Raw genomic sequence first — 23,604 nt, forward strand, 5'->3', positions numbered from 1 at the left:
GCATTCGCGTGTTTGCACTGTCAATTCACGGCTTTACCGGCTATGCATGCAAGAAGTGGGAGGCTGGTCGCTTTTCACCATATGCGACGTCGCTTTCAAAATCAGGTTCGCGCAAGAGGAAGGTTATTCCTTGTGGTGAGAGCCTGCCGCCGCAGCGCCACTGGAGACGAGGAAACACAATGTCTGACGACGAAATCATTCTCGCCGATCTCTCCGACGAAGAGCTCGTGCAGCAGATGCACGACGACCTCTACGACGGCCTGAAGGAGGAAATCGAGGAAGGCACCAACATCCTGCTCGAGCGTGGCTGGGCCCCTTACGACGTCCTGACCCAGGCCCTCGTCGAAGGCATGCGCATCGTCGGCGTCGATTTCCGCGACGGCATCCTCTTCGTGCCGGAAGTTCTGCTCTCGGCCAATGCGATGAAGGCCGGCATGGCGATCCTGCGCCCGCTGCTCGCCGCCACCGGCGCGCCGAAGCAGGGCAAGATGGTCATCGGCACCGTCAAGGGCGACATCCACGACATCGGCAAGAACCTCGTCGGCATGATGATGGAAGGCGCCGGCTTCGACGTCATCGACCTCGGCATCAACAACCCGGTCGAGAACTATCTCGAAGCCATCGAGCGCGAGCAGCCGGACATCCTCGGCATGTCGGCCCTGCTGACGACCACCATGCCCTATATGAAGGTCGTCATCGACACGATGAAGGAAAAGGGCCTGCGCGACGACTACGTCGTTCTCGTCGGCGGCGCGCCGCTGAACGAGGAATTCGGCAAGGCCGTCGGCGCCGATGCCTACTGCCGCGACGCGGCCGTGGCCGTGGAAACCGCCAAGGAATTCATGAAGCGCAAGCACAACATGCTTGCCGGCTGATACTGAATTCGACGGCGCCGGTCTTGAATCGGCGCCGTCCGCTGACGACCTTTAGTTTGCGGCGTTGTCGATGTCCTGGCCGGCGGCCTGCGTCGCATCCACGGCATTGGCCGTATCCCGACCCATGCCGCGAATGGTGTTGCCGCAGGCGCTGAGCGCCAGGAGGGCGGCGAGAACGATGGTCATACGGGTCAGGTTCGTCCCAGTCATGATTGGAGTCCCTTTTCATGGATGTGGTTGACGCAGAACTTCGGGATGGAAGTCCCACCGGTGAACGCATGAACGCGGAAAAGGTTCGCGTCATCGCCTGCGGCGCCATCGCCCGCGAGGTCCTCGCCATCCGCGAGGCGAACGGCCTTTCCCATATCGACCTCCTCTGTCTTCCCGCCATCTGGCACGCCCATCCGGAAAAGATCGCCCCCGGCGTGGAGCAGGCGATCGTCGAAGCGCGCGCCGAGGGGTTTTCGCGCATCTTCGTCGGCTATGCGGATTGCGGCACCGGGGGCCTTCTCGACCGGCTCTGCGAGCGCGAGGGCGTCGAGCGCATCGCCGGCCCGCACTGTTATTCCTTCTTCGCCGGCAACGAGGCCTTTGCGGCCAAGGACGACGACGTCACCTCCTTCTTCCTCACCGATTTCCTCGCCCGCCAGTTCCGCGCCTTCGTCATCGAGCCGCTCGGCCTCGACCGCTACCCGCAGCTGAAGGACATGTATTTCGGCAACTACACCAAGCTCGTCTATCTCTCGCAGGTCGAGGACGAGGGCCTGCAGCAGAAGGCGAAGGAGGCGGCGGACTATCTCGGCCTCGCCTACGAATATCGCTTCACCGGCTATGGCGACCTGACGGGCGAGCTTTTGCGCGCGCGGTAAGGAAGCGTTATCCAATCCGGCCGGATTCCCCCTCCCCTTAAGACGGCGATAAACTCCGCGCGCGACAGTGTCGGCCGAAATTGCCCCTCACCCTTACCCTCTCCCCGCAAGCGGGGAGAGGGAACGTGCCCGACGAACCGGTCATGATCGAGGAAACCGACGCGGCATTTCCTTCTCCCCGCTTGCGGGGAGAAGGTGGCGGCAGCCGGATGAGGGGCGGACGCAAATGCATAGGCTCCTCGATGACGGCACCGACCATCGCCATTCTGATCCAGCCCGGCCCCAACCCGGAAATCGTCGTCAACGCCCTCAAGGCCGCTTTCCCGAACCTCGTCGTCATCGAGGAACAGCCCGAATCGAAAAAGCTGTTCATCCGGCGGCGGGCGAAAAAGCTCGGCTGGGTACAGGCCCTCGGCCAGCTCGCCACCATGGTCGTCTCCCGATACGGCAAGCGCTTCACCACGAAACGCGCCGCGGAAATCCTTGAGCAATTCGCTGCAAACCCCTCGGTGGACCCGGCAATCCGCCGCATCGCCGTCCCCTCGGCCAACAGCCCGGAACTGCTGAAGGCGCTCGAAGAGATCCGGCCGGCCGCGCTGCTCCTCGTGAGCTGCCGCATGATGAAGGCGCAAACGCTTGCCGCGATCCCCTGCCCCGTCCTCAACTTCCACGCCGGCATCAACCCGCAATATCGCGGCCTGCAGGGCGGCTACTGGTCGCGCATCGAGCGCGACGAGGAGAATTTCGGCGGCACCGTGCACCTCGTCGATCCGGGCGTCGACACCGGCGACGTCCTCTACCAGCAGCGCGTCAAACCTTCCAAACGCGACACGATGCACACCTATCCGCTGCTCCAGACGGCAGCCTCGACCGGCATCATCGTCGAGGCGATGCGCGATGCGGCGGCCGGCAATCTCAAGCCCTTGAAAATAGCGGCGCCCTCGCGGCAATGGTATCATCCGCCGATCTGGAGCTGGCTCTGGAACGGCGTGACCCGCGGCATCTGGTAAAAGCTTCTGTATAGTCGAATCCCGCGTCGTTTTTGAGCATGGGGCAGTCGTGGCGGGTGAAGCCCGCGACGCGGCAAGATCGCATTGTCAGCGCGAGGAGAATTTTCGACATGGCAGACCGCATCATCGTCTACTGGCGCGACATCCCCGCCCAGGTCATCATCAAGAAGGGCCGCACGAGCGCCAAGCGGGAACTGTCGCTGCGCTTCACCGAGGCGATCGACATGTGCGCCATGCGCACCGGCGCGGCCGAAACGGACGACTACCTCGCCGAATGGCGCAAGGCCGATCCCGTTCCGGTCTCCGACGACCTGGAGGCGGAAGCCGACAGGGCCGCGGCCGAGCTGGAAGCCGCCTATGACCGCGAGCGGCTCGTCGCCCTCGTCAAGGCCGGAGGCCGCGACAATGGCTGACACCGTCCAGAAACCGGGCAATGCCGCCCCCGCCAAGAAGGCCGCCACCGGCGCCTTCACGCCGGCCGGCGTCTCGCCGAGCCGTCGGGCCCGGCACAAATACACCGTCCGCCTGTGGGCCGTGCGCCATTCCCGCTTCTTCGAGTGGTTCTACCACCGCTTCGCCCAGGGCTTCCTGCTGCTGCACCCGGTCTGGAAGCTTTTCGGCTACCAGCGCGTCGAGCGGCCGATCACCTTCGTCGAGCGCCATGTGAAGGGTTTTCTCTTCGACTGTCGCATGTGCGGCCAGTGCGCGCTGTCGTCGACGGGCATGTCCTGCCCGATGAACTGTCCCAAGCAGCTTCGCAACGGCCCCTGCGGCGGCGTTCGCGCCAACGGCAATTGCGAAGTGGAGCCGGACATGCCCTGCGTCTGGGTCCAGGCCTGGAAGGGATCGCAGAACATGGCGAAGGGGGATGCCATCATGAACGTGCAGAAACCGGTGAACCAGTCGCTGCGCGAAACCTCCTCCTGGCTGCGCGTGACGGCAGAGGCCGCCGCCGCCAGGGAAGCCGCCGCTGCCGGAAAGGACGCCTGATCCATGGCGCATATCGATGAAAACCCGCTCGGGCCCCACCTGCCGCTCGATCCCCTGCCCGGCCATTCCTCGCTCGGCCGGCTGGAGCGCGTGCTGCGCCGCGGCGAATTCGCCGTCACGACGGAACTCAACCCGCCCGACAGCGCCAATCCGGAAGACGTCTACGAGCGCGCCGCGATCTTCGACGGCTGGGTGGACGGCATCAACGCGGTCGACGCGTCGGGCGCCAACTGCCACATGTCCTCCGTCGGTATCTGCGCGCTGCTCACCCGCATGGGCTATGCGCCGATCATGCAGATCGCCTGCCGCGACAAGAACCGCATCGCCATCCAGGGCGACGTCCTCGGCGGCGCTGCCATGGGCGTGTGCAACATCATGTGCCTGACCGGCGACGGCGTGCAGGCCGGCGACCAGCCCGGCGCAAAGCCTGTCTTCGACCTCGACTGCATGTCGCTGCTCGAAACCGTGCGGATCATGCGCGACAATTCGAAGTTCCTCTCCGGCCGCAAGCTGACGACGCCGCCGAAGGTCTTCCTCGGCGCGGCGATCAACCCCTTCGCCCCGCCCTACGACTTCCGCCCCTATCGCCTCGCCAAGAAGATCGAGGCCGGCGCGCAGTTCGTGCAGAGCCAGTACTGCTTCGACGTGCCGATGTTCCGCGAATACATGAAGAAGGTGCGCGACCTCGGCCTGCACGAGAAATGCTACATCCTCGTCGGCGTCGGCCCCATGGCCTCGGCCAAGACGGCGAAGTGGATCCGCTCCAACGTGCCGGGCATCCACATTCCCGATTCCGTCATCGCGCGGCTTGAGGGCGCCCAGGACCAGAAGAAGGAAGGCAAGCAGCTCTGCATCGACATCATCAACGAGGTGAAGGAGATCGAGGGCGTTTCCGGCATTCACGTCATGGCCTACCGGCAGGAAGAATATGTCGCGGAGATCGTGCATGATTCCGGCGTGCTGAAGGGCCGCCAGCCCTGGAAGCGCGAGCCGAACCCGGTCGACCAGCTCGTCGCCGAACGCATCGAAAGGACCCGCCAGGGCGTCGAACAGAACCAGCAGCAGATGGCCGAGACCGCCGCCCATCACCCCCATTGATCCCATGCCGGCCGCCGCCGGGCATGCCGCTTGTAACACCGGAAATCGCGCGCTAGACCAGACCCAGCGCCCCGCCCCAGAGGACCCTATATGACACGCACCATCGTCGCCTCGGCCACCCGCGAAATCGTCATCGGTTTCGACCAGCCCTTCTGCGTCATCGGCGAACGCATCAACCCGACCGGCCGCAAGAAGCTGGCCGCGGAAATGCAGGCCGGCAATTTCGAGACCGTCATCAAGGATGCGCTGGAACAGGTCGCCGCCGGCGCCACCATGCTCGACATCAATGCGGGCGTGACCTCGGTCAACCCGAACGAGACGGAGCCGGGCCTTCTGGTGCAGACGCTGGAGATCGTCCAGGGTCTCGTCGACATCCCGCTCGCCATCGACAGTTCGGTCACCGCCGCCATCGAGGCCGGCCTGAAGGTCGCCAAGGGCCGTCCGCTGGTCAACTCCGTCACGGGCGAGGAGGAGAAGCTCGAAGCCATCCTGCCGCTCGTCAAGAAGTATGATGTCCCGGTCGTCGCCATCTCGAACGACGAGACCGGCATTTCCATGGACCCGGACGTGCGCTTCGCCGTCGCCAAGAAGATCGTCGAACGCGCCATGGACCACGGCATCAAGCCGCATGACATCGTCGTCGACCCGCTCGTCATGCCGATCGGCGCGCTGGGCGATGCCGGCCGCCAGGTCTTCCAGCTGCTCTATCGCCTGCGCAACGAGCTGAAGGTCAACACGACCTGCGGCCTCTCCAACATCTCCTTCGGCCTGCCGCACCGCCACGGCATCAATGCCGGCTTCATCCCCATGGTCATCGGCGCCGGCATGACCTCGGCCATCATGAACCCCTGCCGCCCGCAGGAGATGGAAGCCGTGCGCGCCGCGAACGTGCTCAACGGCACGGATGCGAACTGCACCAACTGGATCATGACCTACCGCGACCACAAGCCCGCCGAAGGCGGCGCCGTCGCGGCCGCATCCGCAGCACCGGCAGCCGGCGGTGGTCGCCGCGGCGGCCGCGCAGCCCGCGCCGGCGCCGGCGCGGCGCGAGAATAACGTGGCCGGCGGGCGCCAGTTTCGTCGCGATGCCTTCAGCCTCTGGCTGCAGGCGCCGCTGGTCATCGCCATGCGCTGCCACGAGATGCAGATGGCGGCGCTGACGGGCTCGACGCAGAACACGGCCGAAATGACCCGGATGGTCACCGAAAAGATGGCTGCCACGGCGGAGAGCGTCGTGGCAGCCAATTTTGCCGTTGCAAAGGCCGTGATGACGGCGGCCTCGCCGCAAGCCACGGCCCGCGCCGTCTCCGAGGCCGCGCTGAAACCCTACGGCAAGCGCGTGCGCCGCAATGTGCGACGTCTCTCGGCCAGGAAGGGCTGAGGAACGCCGTTTCAGGCCGAAAAAAGAGAGTACGACCGATGCGCATCGAAGGTGAGAACGAGACCAACATGACCGAAACGTCGGTGAAGGAGCCGCTCGTCCTCTTCATGCCCTCGGGCAAGCGCGGCCGCTTCCCGGTCGGCACCCCCGTCCTCGAAGCGGCGCGCAAACTCGGCGTCTATGTCGAGAGCGTCTGCGGCGGGCGCGCGACCTGCGGGCGCTGTCAGATCGAGGTGCAGGAAGGCAATTTCGCCAAGCACAAGATCGTCTCCTCGCTCGACCACATCTCGGAAAAAGGCCCGAAGGAAGAGCGCTACGAAAAGATCCGCGGCCTGCCGGAAGGCCGCCGCCTCTCCTGTTCCGCCCTCATCCTCGGCGACCTCGTCGTCGACGTGCCGCAGGACACCGTCATCAACGCGCAGGTCGTACGCAAGGCGGCGTCGGACCGCGTCATCGAGCGCAACGCCGCCGTCCAGCTCTGCTATGTCGAAGTGGACGAGCCCGACATGCACAAGCCGCTCGGCGATCTCGACCGCCTGAAGGTGATGCTGGAGAAGGACTGGGGCTGGAAGGACCTCCTGATCGCCCCGCACCTCATCCCGCAGGTACAGTCGATCCTGCGCAAGGGCAACTGGGGCGTCACCGCCGCCATCCACCGCGACATGGATTCATCGCGCCCCTTCATCGTCGCCCTCTATCCGGGCCTGAAGAACGAGGCCTACGGCATTGCCTGCGATATCGGCTCGACGACCATCGCCATGCATCTCGTCTCGCTGCTGTCGGGCCGCATCGTCGCCTCGTCCGGCACGTCCAATCCGCAGATCCGCTTCGGCGAAGACCTGATGAGCCGTGTCTCCTATGTCATGATGAACCCGGACGGAAGGGAAGCCATGACGAAGGCGGTGCGCGAGGCCGTCAACGGCCTGATCGGCAAGGTCTGCGCCGAAGGCGAGGTCGACCGGCACGACATCCTCGACATGGTGTTCGTCGCCAACCCCATCATGCACCACCTCTTCCTCGGCATCGACCCGACGGAGCTCGGCCAGGCGCCCTTCGCGCTCGCCGTGTCGGGCGCGCTGCAATACTGGGCGCATGAACTCGACATCGAGGTGAATCGCGGCGCCCGGCTCTACACCCTGCCCTGCATCGCCGGCCATGTCGGCGCGGATGCGGCGGGTGCCACCTTGTCCGAAGGCCCCTACCGGCAGGACCGCATGATGCTGCTGGTCGATGTCGGCACCAATGCGGAAATCGTGCTCGGCAACAAAGACCGCGTCGTCGCCGCCTCCTCGCCGACCGGCCCCGCCTTCGAGGGCGCGGAAATCTCCTCCGGCCAGCGCGCCGCCCCCGGCGCGATCGAGCGCGTGCGCATCGATCCCGCGACGCTGGAGCCGCGCTTCCGCGTCATCGGCGTCGACAAGTGGTCGGACGAGGACGGTTTCGCCGAGGCCGCCGCCAGCGTCGGCGTCACCGGCATCTGCGGCTCGGCGATCATCGAGGTCGTCGCGGAGATGTATCTTTCCGGCATCATCTCCGAAGACGGCGTGGTCGATGGCGCGATGGCGGAGAAGAGCCCGCGCATCCTTGCCAACGGCCGCACCTTCTCCTACCTGCTGCATGACGGCGAGCAGCGCATCACCGTGACGCAGAACGACATCCGCGCCATCCAGCTCGCCAAATCCGCGCTCTATGCCGGCATCAAGCTGCTCATGGAAAAGCAGGGCATCGACCATGTCGACACGATCCGCTTCGCCGGCGCCTTTGGCTCCTTCATCGATCCGAAATACGCCATGGTGCTCGGCCTCATTCCGGACTGCGATTTGAACGAGGTGAAGGCGGTCGGCAATGCCGCCGGCACCGGCGCGCTGATGGCCCTCCTCAACCGTGACCACCGCCGCGAGATCGAGCGCACCGTCGCCCGCATCGAGAAGATCGAAACCGCACTGGAGCCGAACTTCCAGCAGCTCTTCGTCAACGCCATGGCGCTGCCGAACAAGGTGGATCCCTTCCCGGAGCTCGCCAAGGTGGTGACCCTGCCGGAACGCAAGGTGCTGGCCGACGACGGCGGCGAAGGCGGCGGCCGGCGCAGGCGGCGCAGCAGGGAATAGGCCTTCGACGTTTTTCCCAGCCTCCCGCCCCCTGAGGATTGCCGATTGTCGGGTTTTCCCTCTCTCCCCGCAAGCGGCAGGGCCTTCGTACAAGCAGCGACGTTGCCGCTCGTCTTCTTCTCCCCCGTGGGGAGAAGGTGGCCCGAAGGGTCGGATGAGGGGGGATTTGCACGGCGTCTCAACGTCTGCGCCACCCGCCTCATCCCGCTGCCGCGACCTTCTCCCCACAGGGGAGAAGGGGCAGGAGGCACCCTCAGAATTCCATAGGCGATTTCCCTCAGCAGGCGACCTGCAGCATGTCCATCGGCCGGCGCTCGATGCGGGCGAAGGCGGCGCGGATGTAATCCGCCACGGCGAGCGCCGGCGTATCAGCCTCCTCGCTGACGACGAGGCCGATGAGATAGTGGCCGAGGTCCGGCAGGCCGTCCTTCTCGCCGAGCGCCACCATGTCGTCCCCGACCAGGAAGCGCGCGAGCGGCGCGACCGCAAGATCGGCGCGGATGGCGGCGCGCTGGCCCATGTGATGGGCGCAGAAATAGGCGACGCGGAAATCGCGGCCTGAACGGCTCAGTTCCTCCAGCGCCCGCGCCCGCCAGATGCAGCCCTCTTCCCAGACCGACACCGGCAGCGGGTTCTTCAGATGCGCATTGCCGCAGTTCTTGCCGGCCCAGACGAGCTGTTCCTTGAGCAGGATCTCGCCCGGAACGGGGAGCGTGCCGTCGGAGGCATTGAAGATGGCAAGGTCGAGCCGGCGCTCGGCGACGGCGCGGCGCAGGTTGCCGCTCGTCTCGATCGACACGTTGACGGCGATCGACGGATAGGTATCGGCAAAGCGGCGCAGCACTTCCGGCAGGATGAGTTCGCCCACGTCGTCGGGCGCGCCGAGCCGCACCACGCCGTTCATTTCCGGCATCATGAAGCGCGACACCGCCTCGTTGCTGAGCGCGATCAGCCGGCGCGCATAGGAGAGCAGCACTTCGCCATGATGCGTCAGCACCACGGAGCGCGCATCGCGGCGGAACAGCGTGCAGCCGAGCAGTTCCTCCAGCTTCTTGATCTGCATGGAGACGGCGGACGGCGTGCGGTGCACCGTTTCGGCGGCGGTGGTGAAGTTGCCGGTCTCGGCAATCGCCACGAAGGTTTTCAGGATATCGAGTTCCAGCAAGGGGAGCGTCTGGCGCATCAGCAGGTTCATGCCTACCTCCATGGATCAGAAAATCTGAAGCAAAGCGTCACTTCATTTCGTTTGATTGAAAACCGAGACGGGCGGATAGTCAACCTCACAAGCCAACGAGTGGAAGGAAAAACGCCATGGATACGCAGAAATCGTACAAAAACGGCGCCGATCTCGCCGTTACGGTTCGTGGAAACGGATTTTACTACGCAATACGGCGCTTCGTGGGCGAGGCGATCGAAGCCCGCCGCCGGCGCAATGCGGTCCGCCACACGGCCAAGGAACTGGCCCAGCTACCGCCGTACCTCAAGGACGACATCAACTGGCCGGCCATCACAAACCATGAGGAAGGCTGATCAATCCAATCAAATATATTCGTTTGATTGATGCATGAGGTTGCGACATAGTCACGATCAAGGTCGCGACCTTTCGAAACCTCCCAAGCTCGAAAGGACCCTGAAATGGCACTAGCATTGGAACATCGTCCGGTACGGCATGCGTCTCGCACCCGTCACGCCGGCAGCCCGTCCCATCCCCTGCGGGACACCTTCGAACGGATCGTCTCCGCCTGGCGGCGCTATCGTATCGCGCGCGAACTGGAAGGCCTGTCCTTCGACCAGCGCAAGGATATCGGCTTCCGTTCGTCGGACAAGACCACACGATGACGGACGACTGTAGCGGCAACACGCCGAAGGAAGACGACGCCACATACCGCCGGAGCTGACCGTAAAACGTCCCTCCGGCGGTTTTCTTTCATGGCCGCAGGATCGGCACCTGGGGCGCCACGGTTTCCGGCAGGATGCCCGTCACCCGTGGATCGTCGAAGACCTCCACCTGGCGCTTCACCGGCGTAAAGCCGGAGCGGATATAGAACGACAGGGCCTGCGGCGCATCGAGCGTGCAGGTATGCACCCAGAAGCGGCGGATCGGCGGATGCCCGTACCGCGACCAGGCCCGCGCGATCGCCCGGTTCATCAGCCAGCGCCCCGTTCCATTGCCGATCGTCGCCGGCGTCAGGCCGAAGAAGGCGAGCTCGCAGACGCCCTCCTCGCGAAAATCCAGTTCCAGCAGCCCCTCGCCCCGCCCGTCCTTCATCACGGCATGGACCTCGACATCCGGGTGATGGAGGATTTCGGTCAGATCGGCCTCGGCCATGGCGAGACGCGAGGCCCAGAGCCATTCGGCGCCGATGCGGCCATAGAGGTCGCGATACCAGGCGATCTCCGGCCGCACGATGCGTTCGAGCGTGATGCCGGCCTGTCCGGGATCGGCGCGCTCGGGCGGCGGCGCCCGCATTTCAAGGCAGGTCACCACGGCGGCGAGCTTTCCCGCCGGCACATCCGAATATCCATCTGGCAGCATCGACATCACCCTGCAAAAATCCTGCTTCCTATGTCGCGAGGCGGGCCTGGTTGTCAAACGGAACGACGCGGTTCCCGTATATCGGGGCAAGCTGTCGCAATCGGACGATGCCGGCGGCAGGGTCGCAAATGTGCAAGTGCGAAGGCATGGACACAATTCCGCCGGAAGGCACTGGCATTTCAGCGATACGTAGCGGGATTCAGTCGTAACCATCCCTTTCGGTGTCGCAAAAATACTAGCGCGACTGCCGGACTGCCTGCAACGATTGCGACATCGCGCCTCCAGCATGGACACTCCGATGAACAAGCCAAACGTCAAGAAGCGTTCTCTCGTTTTCTTCCTGGTGCCCAACTTCTCCATGCTGCCCTTCTCGGCGGCGATCGAGACCCTGCGCATCGCCAACCGCATGCTCGGCTACGAGGCCTATACCTGGCGCCTCGCCTCGACGGACGGCCAGCAGGTGCTCTCCTCCAGCGGCATCGGCATCGAGGTGAACTCCTCGCTCGCCGACGAGCGCAAATATCTCGGCGGCGAGAACCGGCCCTCCATGGTGCTGGTCTGTTCCGGCATCTATGTCGAGGACTTCTCCAACAAGTCGGTCAATGCCTGGCTGCGCGAGGTCTACAACCGCGGCATCGCCGTCGGCTCGCTGTGCACCGGCGCCCATGTGCTCGCCCAGGCGGGCCTGCTCACCGGCAAGCGCTGCGCGATCCACTGGGAGAACCTGCCGGGCTTTGCCGAGGCCTTCCCGCAGGCCGACGTCTATGCCGACCTCTACGAGATCGACAGCAACATCTATACCTGCGCCGGCGGCACCGCCTCGCTCGACATGATGCTGAACCTGATCGACCAGGATTTCGGCGAGAATCTCGTCAACCGCGTCTGCGAACAGGCGCTGACCGACCGCGTGCGCGGGCCGCACGACCGCCAGCGCCTGCCGCTGCGCGCCCGCCTCGGCGTGCAGAACGCCAAGGTGCTGTCGATCATCGAGCTGATGGAGAGCAACCTCTCCGAGCCGCTGTCGCTGCTGGAGATCGCCGACAGCGCGGACCTCTCGCGCCGCCAGATCGAGCGGCTGTTCCGCCAGGAGATGGGCCGCTCGCCCGCCCGCTACTATCTCGAGATCCGGCTCGACCGGGCGCGCCACCTGCTCGTACAATCCTCGATGCCGGTGGTGGAAGTGGCGGTCGCCTGCGGCTTCGTCTCCGCCTCGCACTTCTCCAAGTGTTACCGCGAACTCTACAACCGCTCGCCCCAGCAGGAGCGCGCCGAGCGCAAGCTGACGCTGTCGGCCATCGCCCGCTGATCGACCAAAGGCCCCGCCACGGCGGGGCTCAGCTTGCCAGCGCGCTCATCAGCGACAGTTCGGAGAAGACGCGGTTCCGGCCGGCATGCTTGGCCATGTAGAGGAACTGGTCGGCAGCGTTCAGATAGTTGTCGAAGGTTTCCCGGCCGGAGATCGCCGCAAGACCGGCGGAGACGGTGATCGTCAGGGGCTCGCCATCCGCATTGATCGGCTGGGCCGCCAGTTCCAGGCGCAGCTTTTCGCAATATTCCAGCGCCCCTTCCAGCTCCAGGCCGTGGAAGATGATGCCGAACTCCTCGCCGCCGAGCCGCGCCAGGAGATGGCGGTCGCCGACCCGGTGCTTGAGCCGGCGCGAGACGGCCTTCAGCACGATGTCGCCGACCTCGTGGCCGTAGGTGTCGTTGAGACGCTTGAAATGGTCGATGTCGAGGATGGCGATCGACATGGGCTCGCCCCGGCGCAGCGCCTGGTCGACGAGCCGCGGCCCTGCCTCGAAAAAGTAGCGCCGGTTGTAGATGTCGGTGAGATAGTCCCGCGCGGCGATGCGGTGCAGCGACTGGACACGCTTCTGGATCGCCGCGACGTGGAAGATGCGGCTGTTGAACTCTTCGATGAGGAACGGCTTCTGGATATATTCATCGCCGCCGGCGCGCAGGAAGCGGGCGGCGACCATGCGGTCCTCCGAGGTCGATAGGCCGACGACCCGCACGGCATCGTCGCCGTGGCGCTGGCGGATCTCGCTCAGGAGGTCGAATCCGTCCATGTCGGCAAGCGCGAGATCGCAGACCACCATGTCGATGCCGCCATGCGAATCCAGCGCATCGAGCGCCGCCGCACCGCTTTCGACCGCGATGATCTGGAACCGCTGCTTAGCGATCAGGCTCACCTGCCGCTGCAGGCTCTCCGGATCGGAATCGACGACGAGCACCTGCGTCTTGCCGCTCGTCAGGATGCGATCGACGGCAAGCACCAGTTGCTGGATCGCTGCCGGATTGTCCTTGACGACATAGTCCAGCACGTTCTTGGCGAGGATATGGTCGCGGGTGGCATCGCTGAAGGAGCCGGTGAAGACCAGCGGCGCGATGCCCTTCGAGATCACATAGTCGAGCGCTTCGCAGTTCGGCGCGTCGGGAAGGTTGAGGTCGAGAACGGCCAGAACGAATTCCGGCGCCTCGCCCTGGAAGATCGCCCGGACGGCGGCCATGCTGGAACAATGGGTGACGGAAAGGCCGAGCTCCCGCTCAAGCCGGTACTTGAGCGCGGTGGAAAACATGCGCGAGTCTTCCACAAGCAGCACCTGCTGGCCTGAATGGCGCAGAAATGCAGGCCCTCGCTGCGGATTTGGATCCACTCCCACGTCGTCCAGTACCCTGATGATGTTCCGGTCTGGAACGCATTACAAACCACCGGTTTTACCAACTGGTTAATCCGCAAAGAAATATCTTACGCTACGTAAGGGACATATAAGGGTGGATTGCCGAAACAGCAGGGAAATCAAGCCGTAAGACGCCGCTGGGCCGTCTTGATCTGGGTCAGCGTGTCGAGGTTCTGATTAACGCGGCAGTAGAATTCCTCATCGATGAACGGGCGCATGATGAAGTCGTTGCCGCCGGCCTTCAGGAAGCGGGCGGACAGCAGGCGATCGGTCGAGGACGACACGCCGATGATGCGCAACTGGTGCGATCCGATCGTGCCGCGGATGCGCCGCGTCAGCTCGAAACCGTCGATGTCGGGCATGTTGTAGTCGGTGATCATCAGGCCGATATCGGGATTGGCCTTGAGCAGCGCGAGCGCAGCCGAACCGTTCTCCGCCGTGCTGACGCGGAAGTTGTAGCGCTTCAGGCGCGTCGTCAGCAACGCCCGGGCCGTCGCGCTGTCGTCGACGATCAGGACGTGGTGGTTGTGGTTGGTGAGGAAGCGGCAGACCGATTCGGCCAGCATGTCGACGGCGAAGATATTGTCCTTCAGGATGTAGTCGACGATTTCCTTGGAGAGTAACTGGTCGCGCGTCGTCTGCTGGAACGTGCCGGTGAAGACGATCGTCGGAATGCTGAGGTCGACCAGGTAGTTCAGCGCCTCGCCGTTCTCGGCACCCGGCAGGTTGATGTTCGAGATCGCGAGCGTGATCTTCTCGCTGGACTTGTCATAGGCAAGCTCCAGTTCCTCGAAGCTGCGGCAGATCTCGACATCGATGTCGAAAAGCTCCTTCAGGCGCTTGGAGATCATGGAGGTGAAGACATTCGAGTCCTCGGCAACAAGAATACGGTGATGCGAGAGAGACGCGCCGGAATACTGCATTCCGGAAATGCCGATAAACGCCATGATATGCCTTCGTAACAGAATGTTCCCCAAGTTAAGACCTAGCGGCAACCCTTTGCGAAAGCGTTAAATTTAGAGGGCATGAAAAGGCGGGAGGCGAAACTCGGCCGCATCGCGCAAAACCAACCGCACAAAAGCAAAACGGCGCGGTTCGACTTCCGCGCCGCAGCAAACAACCGTCCCGAAGCTTACTTGACCGAGGCTGAACCGCCCTCGATCTCGACATTCTCGCCGCCGTTCAGGGCGATGCGGTCGCCGTTCGGCAGGGTGACGAAGCAGCCGGACGGGCAGATCGTCTCCGTCGCACCGGGCTCCAGCGCGACCTCCATGCGGCTGCCGCCCTCCACGATGACGAGCACCTGGGTGTCGCCGTCCTTGTTGGTCACCGAGGCAGCCATGGCCGGAGCGGACACAGCGGCCGACACCAGCAGCATCATGATCATTCGCTTCATCTTCGCCCGGCGCTTTAGCGCCGCCCCTGTTCACAAGCCCTTGCGGAACACTATCGTTCCTCGCCGGGATTTGCATGTGTTTTATGGGGCCACGGCTGAATGCAGCGTGAATGCGGCGTTCATGTGCCGCAAATCGGGCGCGGCGGTCAGGTGCCGGATGCGTCGTCCGCCGGCTTGCCGCGCCGGCCTGCCGCTGGCGGGCGGACCTTCTGCGTCGCCTGGTCGAGCAGCGCGGTGATGAGATCGGCCCCTTCCGGCGAGATCTTGATCGGCACCTCCGCCGCCGCCGGCGCGCCGATGGCGATGCCTTCGGCCCGGAACCGTTCGAGGATGGCGGCGCGCAGATCGGATTTCACGCCCGTGCCGTTGAGGATATCCGCAAGGAAGGCCCGGATCTCGAAGTCGAGCGTCGCCGAGGAGAACGCCTGGAAGACCACCATCGGCTCGGGATTGCGCAGCAGCCCCTGCTGCCCGCGCACGACCTCGACGAGGATCTCCTGCACCCGGCGCGGATCGTTGCCGCCATGCACGCTGATCGCTATGTCGATGCGGCCGAGCTTGTTGCGGTGCGTCCAGTTGCCGACCTGCCCGTTGATCAGCACCGAGTTCGGCACGATCACCGTCTGGCGCTGGAAGGTCTCGATCTCGGTGGCGCGCACGGAGATGCGGCGCACGAAGCCCTCGGTCGTGCCGGCCACCACCCAGTCGCCCACCTTGAACGGCCGCTCGGCGAGCAGGATGAGGCCCGAGACGAAGTTCGAGACGATGTTCTGCAGGCCGAAACCGATACCGAGCGAGAGGGCGCCGGCAACGAGCGCGAGGCTGGACAGGTTGATGCCCGCCGCCGATATGCCGACAAGGCCGGCCAGCGCCACGCCGGCATAGCCGACGGCGGTGCGGACGGAATTGCGCACGCCGGCATCGACCTGGCTGCGCGCCAGGACATTGCCGTCCACCCATTTCTGGAACCAGCGCGTGACGACGAGGCCGGCGACGAAGAGCAGGATGCCCGCAAGGATGCCGATCAGCGAGATGGTGATGCTGCCGATGCGGATTTCCGTGAAGATGCGGTAGGTCCAGGATTCGATATCCGCGACCTGGAAGCCCCATTGCAGCAGCACCATCGGCACGAAGACGACGAAGATCAGCAGATAGATGCTGAGCCCCGCGGCAAGCCCGACCTGGTCGAGCGCCACCTGGCCGAGGCCGAAGCGCTGCTCCAGCCGCTTGCCGACCGCCGTTTCGGCAAAGGCATTGGGCGCGGAGACGGCGCGGCCGGACAGGAAGCCGATATACATGGTCACGACGATCGCGCCCGTCACGACGATCTGCGTGGCGATGAAGCGCGCCATGCCGACATAGCCGAGCAGCGAGGCGAAGATGAGCCCGAGGCCGGTCAGCATCAGGAGGATGAAGATCGACCGCGGCCACGGGCGCCCCTGCGAATCGTGCGCTTCCCCCTGGTGCAGCACCGGCTTGATGAAGGCGGTGACGACGAGCAGCGCGCCGATGACGATCGAGGCGAAGAAGCTCTTCACCACCGTGAGGACGACCGGGGAGCCCAGCACCTCGCTGATCGTGCCGAGGAAATAGTCGGCGCCGTTGACGATGGCCATGCTGAAGATCAGCAGCCACAGAAGCTGCGCGCCGCGATCGGACACCCGCACCAGCCGCCAGTGCCCGTCGCCGGGCGAAAGCACCGCATTGGCAAGCTGGGCGACGAAGAAGATCGCCACCATCACCGCCAGCGCGATCGAGATGATCGGCGCGATGTCGGAGCGCAGCACGTTGAACGTATCGAGGAAGAAATAGCTCGTGCCGGCAAAGGCACCCGCCGCCATGCTCGGCAGGATCGTCGACCAGAAGGCGACGGAAAGCCGCGTGATGTAATGCGGCTTCTCCTGCTGCACGGCGCGCGTGATGAAGGGGGAGAACAGCCGGTAGCTGCCGGACAGCAGCACCAGCGCGGCCACCAGCGACAGGGCGACGGCGCCCAGAAGCTGCATGCGCTTGAATTTCCAGACGAATTGCAGCCACGCCGTCACCGTGCGGCCGAACGTCGCCGCCTCGTGGGTCAGCGCACCGGAGGCCTCCGTGAAGAGCGCGGTGTTGACGCCCGTGCGCTTGAGGATGGCGTCGGTGAAGAGCTGCCGTCGGATTTCCGTGATGCGGTTCGAAAGCTTCGTCGCCTCGATGGAGAGGTTTTCCGCCTCGCCGGTCAGCGCGTTGATTTCGTTGCGCTCTACGGCAAGCTTCTTGCGCTCCTCCACCACGACGGCGCCTTCGGCCGGCGCACCCTCGGCCGGCGGGTCGCCAAGTTCGGCCTGGCGCGCCTTGATCGCCTCCAGCCGCGGCCGCGTCGCGACGGAAATGGCCAGGATCGTCCGGTTCAGCGCCTCGGCCTCGATCTTCAGCTCCACGAGCCGCGCATCGTCGTCCTTGTGGCGCTCCACCCGCTCGCGAATCGCATTGAGCTGGCCGCTGGCACGGTCGAGATCGTTGCTCGCCTGCTCGATCTGCGTCGCATCGACGAGGGCGGGCGCCGCGGCGGTCTGCGCCGCGGCGGGCGCGGCCGCAAGCAGGAGGACCGTGAGAAGGACGCAGAGAAGGCGGAAGGTCGGCAACAGGCCATCCTCGATTGAACGGAAACAGACGATGCAGCGCGGGACACGCGATTGCGCCCCCGTTCTACCCGCGAATGCGGCCATTTTAAACCGGCCTGCCCGTGTTGCTAGAATCCGGCGCCCGGCTCGGCGAGATAGGCCGCCTCCTCCCGGGTCGAGACACGGCCGAGGAAGGCATTGCGATGCGGAAAGCGGCCATATTCGACGATGACGTCCCGGTGGCGGACGGCATAGTCGAGATACATCTCGTCGCCATGCGCCTCGAAGAGCGCGACGGAGAGGTCCTGGTCCGCAAGATCCTCGGAATGTTCAAGCGGCATGTAGAAGAAATGGCGGCGGTCATAGGGGACGGCCTTGTCGGCGCCGGCCTCCAGCGCAAGGCGCGCTTCGCGCCGGGCGATCCAGTCCGTGGCGAAGGCCAGCGGCGAGGCGCGGTACATGTTGCGGGGGAACTGGTCGAGCACGATGATGGCGGCAAGCCGCGCCTCCGGGCTTGCCTGCCACGGCGCCGTCACCGCCTGAGAGAGGGCGAAATGGGTTTCGGCGAAGGTCTCGCGCACATGCGCGTCGAGCGCCGGCGTCGATTGCCACCAGTCCTTGGCCGTCAGCGTCTCGCACCAGAAGTCGACGACCTCCAGCGGTGTCCTGATCCTGCTCTCGCCCATGCCATCCGTCTCCATTCGTCCTGGCGGCAATATGGCGGTGTGCGACCGGGTTGCAAGGGGGCGGCGTTAGCAAAGCGTTTCCCCTTTTCGTGAGCGGTGCCTTTACCTCGCCCGCGCTAGGCTGTGCGCACGCGACGAAAGCAGGGCAAGCGATGCTGAAATTCACCGGTCTTTCCACCTCCGCCTATCGGAAGACGGGTTTCGACCTGCTCCTTGCCCTGGAGGGCTCGACGCGGCGGGCCTATCTCGACACGGCGGCCGATCCGGCGCCGACGATCGGCATCGGCTTCAACCTGCGCTACAATCTCGAACCCGTGCTGAAGGCGATCGCCGGCAGCGGCTGGAGCGCGGCGCTGCAGGCGAAGCTGAAGGCCGTCATCGACCAGGGCTACGCCAGGGACGAGACCGCGCTGCTCAACAGCCGGCTCGACAAGGTCATGGCCGACTGGAACGCCACGCGCGATCCGGGCGTGCCGAAGACCTTCGCCTTCTCCTCCGATGCCGAGATCCAGACGGCGCTGGCCGCGCTCTCGCCGCGCTACGAGGCGGCGATCGACAAATGGCTCGCCGGCATCCCGAACTCCACCGAGCGCGCCGTGCTCTTCAGCATGGCCTACAATGCACCCGCCCTGCTCGGACCGAAGCTGAAGGCCGCGATCCTTGCCGGCGACCGGGCCGAGGCCTGGTACGAGATCCGCTACAATTCCAACGGCAGCGGCCATGCCGGCATCGCCAACCGGCGTTATGTCGAGGCCGAGCAATTCAAGCTCTTCGCCAGAGAGGGCATGGCGACGACGGCGGAGGCGCTCGACGCGGGCCGCATGTACGCCGCGCACCGGGAAAAGATCCTCTCCTATGAAAGCCGCTTCGACGCTGACGCCGCCGGCCGCATCAAGGGCTTTTCCGGCATCGATTCGATCTTCGAGGAATATGCCCCCGCCATCGCCCGGCTGAAGGCCGCCTACGGCATAACCAGGGGCATGGCGCTTGAGGAACTGCAGGTCGCCTCCGCCACAGCGCGCAATCTTACAGGCGACGGCACGGCGCATGATTCGGCCGCCAACGACGCCGACCTCCTCGTCGGATCCTCGCACGCCAACACGCTTTCCGGCGGCCGCGGCGATGACGCGCTCGTGGGCCTTGCCGGCAACGACCGGCTCGACGGCGGCGCCGGCAACGACTGGCTGAACGGCGGGGCGGGTGCGGACCGGCTGACGGGCGGGGCGGGCGCCGACACCTTCGTCTTCCGCAGCGCCGCCGAGATCGGCCTTGCGACGCGCGACCGCATCACGGATTTCGAGCCCGGCCGCGACCGCATCGACCTTTCCGCCATCGACGCCAACGGTCCCGAGGCCGGCCACAGCTTCACCCTTCTTGCGCGGGGCAAGGCCTTCACGGGCGATGCCGGCGAATTGCGCTGGTACACGACGACGGCAAACGGCAAGGCCGTCAACATCGTGGAAGGCGACATCGACGGCGACAAGGCCGCCGATTTCCGCCTCGACCTCGACGGCAAGCTGGCGCTGAGCAAAGGCGACTTCCTGCTCTAGGACATGCCCTGACCCGAAGGCCTTTGGCGCGGCGCAGGGTAATCGCATATGGCGCAACAAAAGGTCTCCGGGCGGCCACGCTGTTCCCCAGGGAACAGCGCGACGCGGATGGTGCAATAGAACAGCGGTTCAGCCCCGCCGATTGCATGGATCCCCGGCCACCGGCGGCATGACCATAACGCCCAAACCGCACAGTTCATTCGATGACGAACGAAATTCTGACCATGGGTCTGTTGCTGTGCGCAGGGCACTGGCTGGCCGACTATCCCCTGCAATCGGACTTCCTGGTGAAAGCGAAGGTCGAGGGCCCCTTGCGGGCCTACCACCTCGTCGCCCATGCCGGCATCCACGGCGCCGTGGTGCTGCTGGTGACGGGAAGCGCCCTGCTCGGCCTTGCCGAATGGGTCCTGCATGTCCTGATCGACGAGACCAAGATCAGGCGGAAGATCAGCTTCGCGCAGGACCAGGCCCTGCATCTCCTGTGCAAGCTCGTCTGGCTGGTTGCAAGCCTGGCCCTGATGGCGCCATGACGGGGACGGGCGCCCTTCCGGGACGCGCCCGCCCGCTCATGCCTGCTTCTTCAGGCCGGTATCGCGGACGATCTCGGCGATCGTGGCGAACTGCGCCGAAAGCGGGTTGCTCTTGCGCCAGACCATGCCGATCGTCCGCGTCGGCCGGGGTTCGGCCAGCGACGATATGCAGACCGATGCGGACCGGGTTTCCGTATCGACCGCCATCTGCGGAATGAGCGTCACGCCGATGCCCGCCCCGACCATCTGCACCAGCGTCGAGAGCGAGCTTCCCTCCATCAGGTCGCGCACCGAGGATGCCCCGATATTGCAGACCGAAAGGGCCTGGTCGCGGAAGCAGTGCCCCTCCTCCAGCAGCAGCAGGCGCATTTCATGCAGCCTGTCGGAACTCGGCACCGGCTTTCCGGCGTCCTCCAGAGGCCGCACCAGCACGAACTCCTCGTCGAAGAGCGCGATCTCCTTGAGGGCCGGCTCCGAAATCGGCAGCGCGACGATGGCAGCGTCGAGCTTTGCCTCCGTCAGGTCCTCGATCAGCCGCTGCGTGATCGCCTCGCGCGGCCGCGGATCGATACCGGGATAGAGCCGCGCCAGCGCCTTGATGATGTCGGGCAGGAGATAGGGCGCGACCGTCGGGATGACGCCGAGGCGAAGGCGGCCGGCGATCGGCCCGTGCGCCGCCCGCCCGAGATCCTCCAGCTCGTCGACCGAGCGCAGGATCGCCCGCGTCCGCTCGGCGAATTCCTCGCCAAGCCCCGTCAGCCGGATGCGCCGCCCGCCCCGCTCGACGAGCGGCACGCCCACCAGTTCCTCCAGCTCGCGGATCTGCACGGAGAGCGCCGGTTGCGAAATGGCGCAGCTCTCCGCCGCCCGGCCGAAATGGCCGATGCGGGCAAGCGCCTCGAAATAGCGCAGATGTTTCATGGTCAGGCCATTCATAACCTGAGCATATCGGAGCCTTTAGTTTTTACAATTGGAATTTATGACTGGCCTTTGCTACGCCTTGGCAACCCGGAAGACGCTTCACCGCGGCGCCGACCCAAGAGGCGCGCCTGCAAGTCCCCTTCCGGTGACCTGTCGAATCAAGAAAATCCGTTGGAGGACCAAATGGATACGAAGACGACGACGACCGGCAAGTGTCCGGTCATGCACGGCGGCGCCACCGCCCTCAACAATTCCGTCATGGACTGGTGGCCCAACGCGCTCAACCTCGACATCCTGCACCAGCACGACACGAAGACCAATCCGCTGGGCAAGGGCTTCAACTACCGCGAAGAGCTCAAGACACTGGACGTGGAGGCGCTGAAGGCAGACCTGCGCGCCCTGATGACGGACAGCCAGGACTGGTGGCCGGCCGACTGGGGCAGCTATGTCGGCATGATGGCGCGCGTCACCTGGCACGCCGCCGGCTCCTATCGCGCCGCGGACGGCCGCGGCGGCGCCAATACGGGCAACCAACGCTTTGCCCCGCTCAATTCCTGGCCGGACAACGTCAACACCGACAAGGGCCGCCGCCTGCTCTGGCCGATCAAGAAGAAATACGGCAACAAGATCTCCTGGGCCGACCTGATCGCGCTCGCCGGCACCATCGCCTATGACGTGGCGGGCCTGAAGACCTTCGGCTTCGCCTTCGGCCGCGAAGACATCTGGGCGCCGGAAAAGGACGTCTACTGGGGTGACGAAAAGCAGTGGCTCGCCCCGAGCGACGGCCGTTATGGCGACGTCTCCAAGCCGGAAACGCTGGAAAACCCGCTCGCCGCCGTTCAGATGGGCCTCATCTACGTCAACCCGGAAGGCGTCAACGGCAAGTCCGACCCGCTGGCGACGGCCGCGCAGATGCGCGAGACCTTCGCCCGCATGGGCATGGACGACGAGGAAACCGTCGCGCTGACGGCCGGCGGCCACACGATCGGCAAGTCGCACGGCAATGGCAGCGCGGGCGATCTCAGCCCGGATCCGGAAGCCGCCGGCCCGGAATTCCAGGGTCTCGGCTGGATGAACACGAAGGGCCGCGGCATCGGCCGCAACACGGTCGTCTCGGGCATCGAAGGCGCATGGACCTCCGAGCCGACGAAGTGGGACAACGGCTTCTTCGAAATGCTGTTCAAGCATGAATGGACGCTGACCCACAGCCCGGCCGGCGCATCGCAGTGGGCGCCGATCGTCATTGCCGAGGAAGACAAGCCGGTCGACGTGGAGGATCCCTCGATCCGCACCATCCCGATGATGACCGACGCGGACATGGCGCTCAAGGTGGACCCGATCTACCGCGAGATCTCGCTGCGCTTCAAGAACGACTTCGCCGCGTTCTCCGATGCCTTCGCCCGCGCCTGGTTCAAGCTGACCCATCGCGACATGGGCCCGAAGTCGCGTTACTTCGGCCCGGACGTGCCGGCGGAAGACCTCGTCTGGCAGGATCCGATCCCGGCCGGCCGCACGGACTATGACGTCGCCGCCGTCAAGGCGAAGATCGCCGCCTCCGGCCTGTCGGCCGCGGACCTCGTCGCCACCGCCTGGGACAGCGCCCGCACCTTCCGCGGTTCCGACTTCCGTGGCGGCGCGAACGGCGCGCGCATCCGCCTTGCCCCGCAGAAGGACTGGGAAGGCAACGAGCCGGCGCGTCTCGGCCGGGTGCTTGCCGTCCTGGAGCCGATCGCGGCCGCCTCGGGCGCAAGCCTTGCCGACGTCATCGTGCTCGCCGGCAACTGGGGTGTCGAGCAGGCGGCGAAGGCCGCGGGCTTCGACGTCACGGTCCCCTTCGCACCGGGCCGCGGCGATGCGACGGCCGAGCAGACCGATGTGGACGGCTTCGCCCCGCTGGAACCGCTCGCCGACGGTTTCCGCAACTGGCAGAAGAAGGACTATGTGGTGAGCCCGGAAGAGCTGCTGCTCGACCGCGCCCAGCTCATGGGCCTGACGGCACCGGAAATGACGGCCCTCGTCGGCGGCCTGCGCGTCATCGGCACCAACCATGCCGGCACCGCCCATGGCGTCTTCACCGACCGCGTCGGCGCGCTGACGACGGACTTCTTCGTCACGCTCACCGACATGGCCTATTCGTGGATCCCGACGGGCAACAACCTCTACGAGATCCGCGACCGCAAGTCGGGCGCCGCCAAATACTCGGCGACGCGCGTCGACCTCGTCTTCGGCTCGAACTCGATCCTGCGCGCCTATGCGGAAGTCTATGCCCAGGACGACAGCAAGGAAAAGTTCGTCAACGACTTCGTCGCCGCCTGGGTCAAGGTCATGAACGCCGACCGGTTCGATCTGGCCGCCTGACCGGCAGGCCAT

The 23,604-nt window shown here is 65.2% G+C and carries 24 protein-coding genes; 15 read left to right on the forward strand and 9 right to left on the reverse strand.

Going from position 1 to position 23,604, the window contains the following annotated elements; genetic code table 11:
* Nucleotides 1-179 precede the first annotated feature (179 nt).
* Nucleotides 180-875, forward strand: coding sequence for a B12-binding domain-containing protein (locus tag shn_RS10570; RefSeq protein WP_064330367.1), 696 nt, complete (start codon nt 180-182; stop codon nt 873-875).
* A 51-nt stretch (nt 876-926) separates the two neighbouring features.
* Here shn_RS10570 and shn_RS10575 read toward each other — a convergent pair whose 3' ends face one another.
* A complete protein-coding gene (locus shn_RS10575; protein WP_244769674.1) occupies nt 927-1,061 on the reverse strand; it encodes an entericidin in 135 nt (44 codons plus the stop codon).
* A gap of 92 nt (nt 1,062-1,153) precedes the next feature.
* Between shn_RS10575 and shn_RS10580 the strand changes: the two genes are divergently transcribed.
* The 8 genes from shn_RS10580 (at nt 1,154) to shn_RS10615 (ending at nt 8,331) form a co-directional block, all read left to right on the forward strand.
* The gene (locus shn_RS10580) at nt 1,154-1,744 is read left to right on the forward strand and encodes a DUF1638 domain-containing protein (RefSeq protein WP_145925900.1); all 591 of its coding nucleotides are present in this window, start codon (nt 1,154-1,156) and stop codon (nt 1,742-1,744) included.
* A gap of 242 nt (nt 1,745-1,986) precedes the next feature.
* On the forward strand, nt 1,987-2,754 hold the full coding sequence (locus shn_RS10585) for a formyl transferase (RefSeq protein ID WP_064332533.1): 768 nt from the start codon (nt 1,987-1,989) through the stop codon (nt 2,752-2,754).
* 110 nt (nt 2,755-2,864) lie between these two features.
* Nucleotides 2,865-3,167: a virulence factor gene (locus tag shn_RS10590; protein WP_064330369.1), complete on the forward strand. Its 303-nt coding sequence runs from the start codon at nt 2,865-2,867 to the stop codon at nt 3,165-3,167.
* Nucleotides 3,160-3,744, forward strand: a complete 585-nt coding sequence (locus shn_RS10595; protein ID WP_064330370.1) for a methylenetetrahydrofolate reductase C-terminal domain-containing protein — start codon at nt 3,160-3,162, stop codon at nt 3,742-3,744. The genes shn_RS10590 and shn_RS10595 overlap by 8 nt, the downstream gene beginning before the upstream one ends.
* A 3-nt stretch (nt 3,745-3,747) precedes the next feature.
* Nucleotides 3,748-4,842: a methylenetetrahydrofolate reductase gene (locus shn_RS10600; RefSeq protein WP_064330371.1), complete on the forward strand. Its 1,095-nt coding sequence runs from the start codon at nt 3,748-3,750 to the stop codon at nt 4,840-4,842.
* Between the two features lie 90 nt (nt 4,843-4,932).
* Nucleotides 4,933-5,898: a methyltetrahydrofolate cobalamin methyltransferase gene (locus shn_RS10605; RefSeq protein WP_064330372.1), complete on the forward strand. Its 966-nt coding sequence runs from the start codon at nt 4,933-4,935 to the stop codon at nt 5,896-5,898.
* A gap of 1 nt (nt 5,899) precedes the next feature.
* Entirely contained in the window at nt 5,900-6,223 is a 324-nt protein-coding gene (locus shn_RS10610) for a hypothetical protein (protein ID WP_064332534.1), read from the forward strand.
* Between the two features lie 38 nt (nt 6,224-6,261).
* Complete coding sequence (locus tag shn_RS10615) at nt 6,262-8,331, forward strand: ASKHA domain-containing protein (protein WP_064330373.1); 2,070 nt, start codon at nt 6,262-6,264, stop codon at nt 8,329-8,331.
* A gap of 277 nt (nt 8,332-8,608) precedes the next feature.
* Here shn_RS10615 and shn_RS10620 read toward each other — a convergent pair whose 3' ends face one another.
* Nucleotides 8,609-9,526: a LysR family transcriptional regulator gene (locus shn_RS10620; protein WP_064330374.1), complete on the reverse strand. Its 918-nt coding sequence runs from the start codon at nt 9,524-9,526 to the stop codon at nt 8,609-8,611.
* A 116-nt stretch (nt 9,527-9,642) separates the two neighbouring features.
* Between shn_RS10620 and shn_RS10625 the strand changes: the two genes are divergently transcribed.
* Both shn_RS10625 and shn_RS10630 read left to right on the forward strand, forming a co-directional pair.
* Entirely contained in the window at nt 9,643-9,861 is a 219-nt protein-coding gene (locus tag shn_RS10625; protein ID WP_064330375.1) for a hypothetical protein, read from the forward strand.
* A 105-nt stretch (nt 9,862-9,966) separates the two neighbouring features.
* Nucleotides 9,967-10,170, forward strand: coding sequence for a hypothetical protein (locus tag shn_RS10630; RefSeq protein ID WP_145925902.1), 204 nt, complete (start codon nt 9,967-9,969; stop codon nt 10,168-10,170).
* A gap of 88 nt (nt 10,171-10,258) precedes the next feature.
* Here the strand turns inward: shn_RS10630 and shn_RS10635 are convergent, their stop codons facing one another.
* Nucleotides 10,259-10,867 (reverse strand): GNAT family N-acetyltransferase, encoded by a 609-nt coding sequence (locus shn_RS10635; protein ID WP_064332535.1) that lies wholly within the window; start codon nt 10,865-10,867, stop codon nt 10,259-10,261.
* A gap of 298 nt (nt 10,868-11,165) precedes the next feature.
* Here shn_RS10635 and shn_RS10640 point away from each other — a divergent pair, with 298 nt between their 5' ends.
* Entirely contained in the window at nt 11,166-12,173 is a 1,008-nt protein-coding gene (locus tag shn_RS10640; RefSeq protein ID WP_133032976.1) for a GlxA family transcriptional regulator, read from the forward strand.
* A gap of 28 nt (nt 12,174-12,201) precedes the next feature.
* On the opposite strand, the gene shn_RS10645 is transcribed toward shn_RS10640, so the two are convergent.
* From shn_RS10645 to shn_RS10665, 5 genes are all read right to left on the reverse strand, one after another.
* Nucleotides 12,202-13,446 carry a diguanylate cyclase gene (locus shn_RS10645; protein WP_064330377.1) on the reverse strand — a complete coding sequence of 415 codons (1,245 nt, stop codon included), beginning with the start codon at nt 13,444-13,446 and terminating at the stop codon, nt 12,202-12,204.
* 221 nt (nt 13,447-13,667) lie between these two features.
* Nucleotides 13,668-14,495 carry a response regulator gene (locus shn_RS10650; protein WP_064330378.1) on the reverse strand — a complete coding sequence of 276 codons (828 nt, stop codon included), beginning with the start codon at nt 14,493-14,495 and terminating at the stop codon, nt 13,668-13,670.
* 185 nt (nt 14,496-14,680) lie between these two features.
* On the reverse strand, nt 14,681-14,944 hold the full coding sequence (locus shn_RS10655; protein WP_064330379.1) for a hypothetical protein: 264 nt from the start codon (nt 14,942-14,944) through the stop codon (nt 14,681-14,683).
* Nucleotides 14,945-15,090: 146 nt separating this feature from the next.
* Entirely contained in the window at nt 15,091-17,568 is a 2,478-nt protein-coding gene (locus tag shn_RS10660) for a mechanosensitive ion channel family protein (RefSeq protein WP_064330380.1), read from the reverse strand.
* A gap of 107 nt (nt 17,569-17,675) precedes the next feature.
* The gene (locus shn_RS10665; RefSeq protein WP_064332537.1) at nt 17,676-18,233 is read right to left on the reverse strand and encodes a DUF924 family protein; all 558 of its coding nucleotides are present in this window, start codon (nt 18,231-18,233) and stop codon (nt 17,676-17,678) included.
* 152 nt (nt 18,234-18,385) lie between these two features.
* Here shn_RS10665 and shn_RS37525 point away from each other — a divergent pair, with 152 nt between their 5' ends.
* Nucleotides 18,386-19,783: a calcium-binding protein gene (locus shn_RS37525; protein WP_064330381.1), complete on the forward strand. Its 1,398-nt coding sequence runs from the start codon at nt 18,386-18,388 to the stop codon at nt 19,781-19,783.
* 203 nt (nt 19,784-19,986) lie between these two features.
* The gene (locus tag shn_RS10675; RefSeq protein ID WP_064330382.1) at nt 19,987-20,313 is read left to right on the forward strand and encodes a DUF3307 domain-containing protein; all 327 of its coding nucleotides are present in this window, start codon (nt 19,987-19,989) and stop codon (nt 20,311-20,313) included.
* Between the two features lie 36 nt (nt 20,314-20,349).
* Here shn_RS10675 and shn_RS10680 read toward each other — a convergent pair whose 3' ends face one another.
* Nucleotides 20,350-21,249: a hydrogen peroxide-inducible genes activator gene (locus tag shn_RS10680; RefSeq protein WP_064330383.1), complete on the reverse strand. Its 900-nt coding sequence runs from the start codon at nt 21,247-21,249 to the stop codon at nt 20,350-20,352.
* 168 nt (nt 21,250-21,417) lie between these two features.
* Between shn_RS10680 and katG the strand changes: the two genes are divergently transcribed.
* Nucleotides 21,418-23,592 carry a catalase/peroxidase HPI gene (katG, locus tag shn_RS10685; protein ID WP_064330384.1) on the forward strand — a complete coding sequence of 725 codons (2,175 nt, stop codon included), beginning with the start codon at nt 21,418-21,420 and terminating at the stop codon, nt 23,590-23,592.
* Nucleotides 23,593-23,604 lie beyond the last annotated feature (12 nt).

This window comes from Shinella sp. HZN7, from assembly GCF_001652565.1.
Classification (GTDB): domain Bacteria; phylum Pseudomonadota; class Alphaproteobacteria; order Rhizobiales; family Rhizobiaceae; genus Shinella; species Shinella granuli.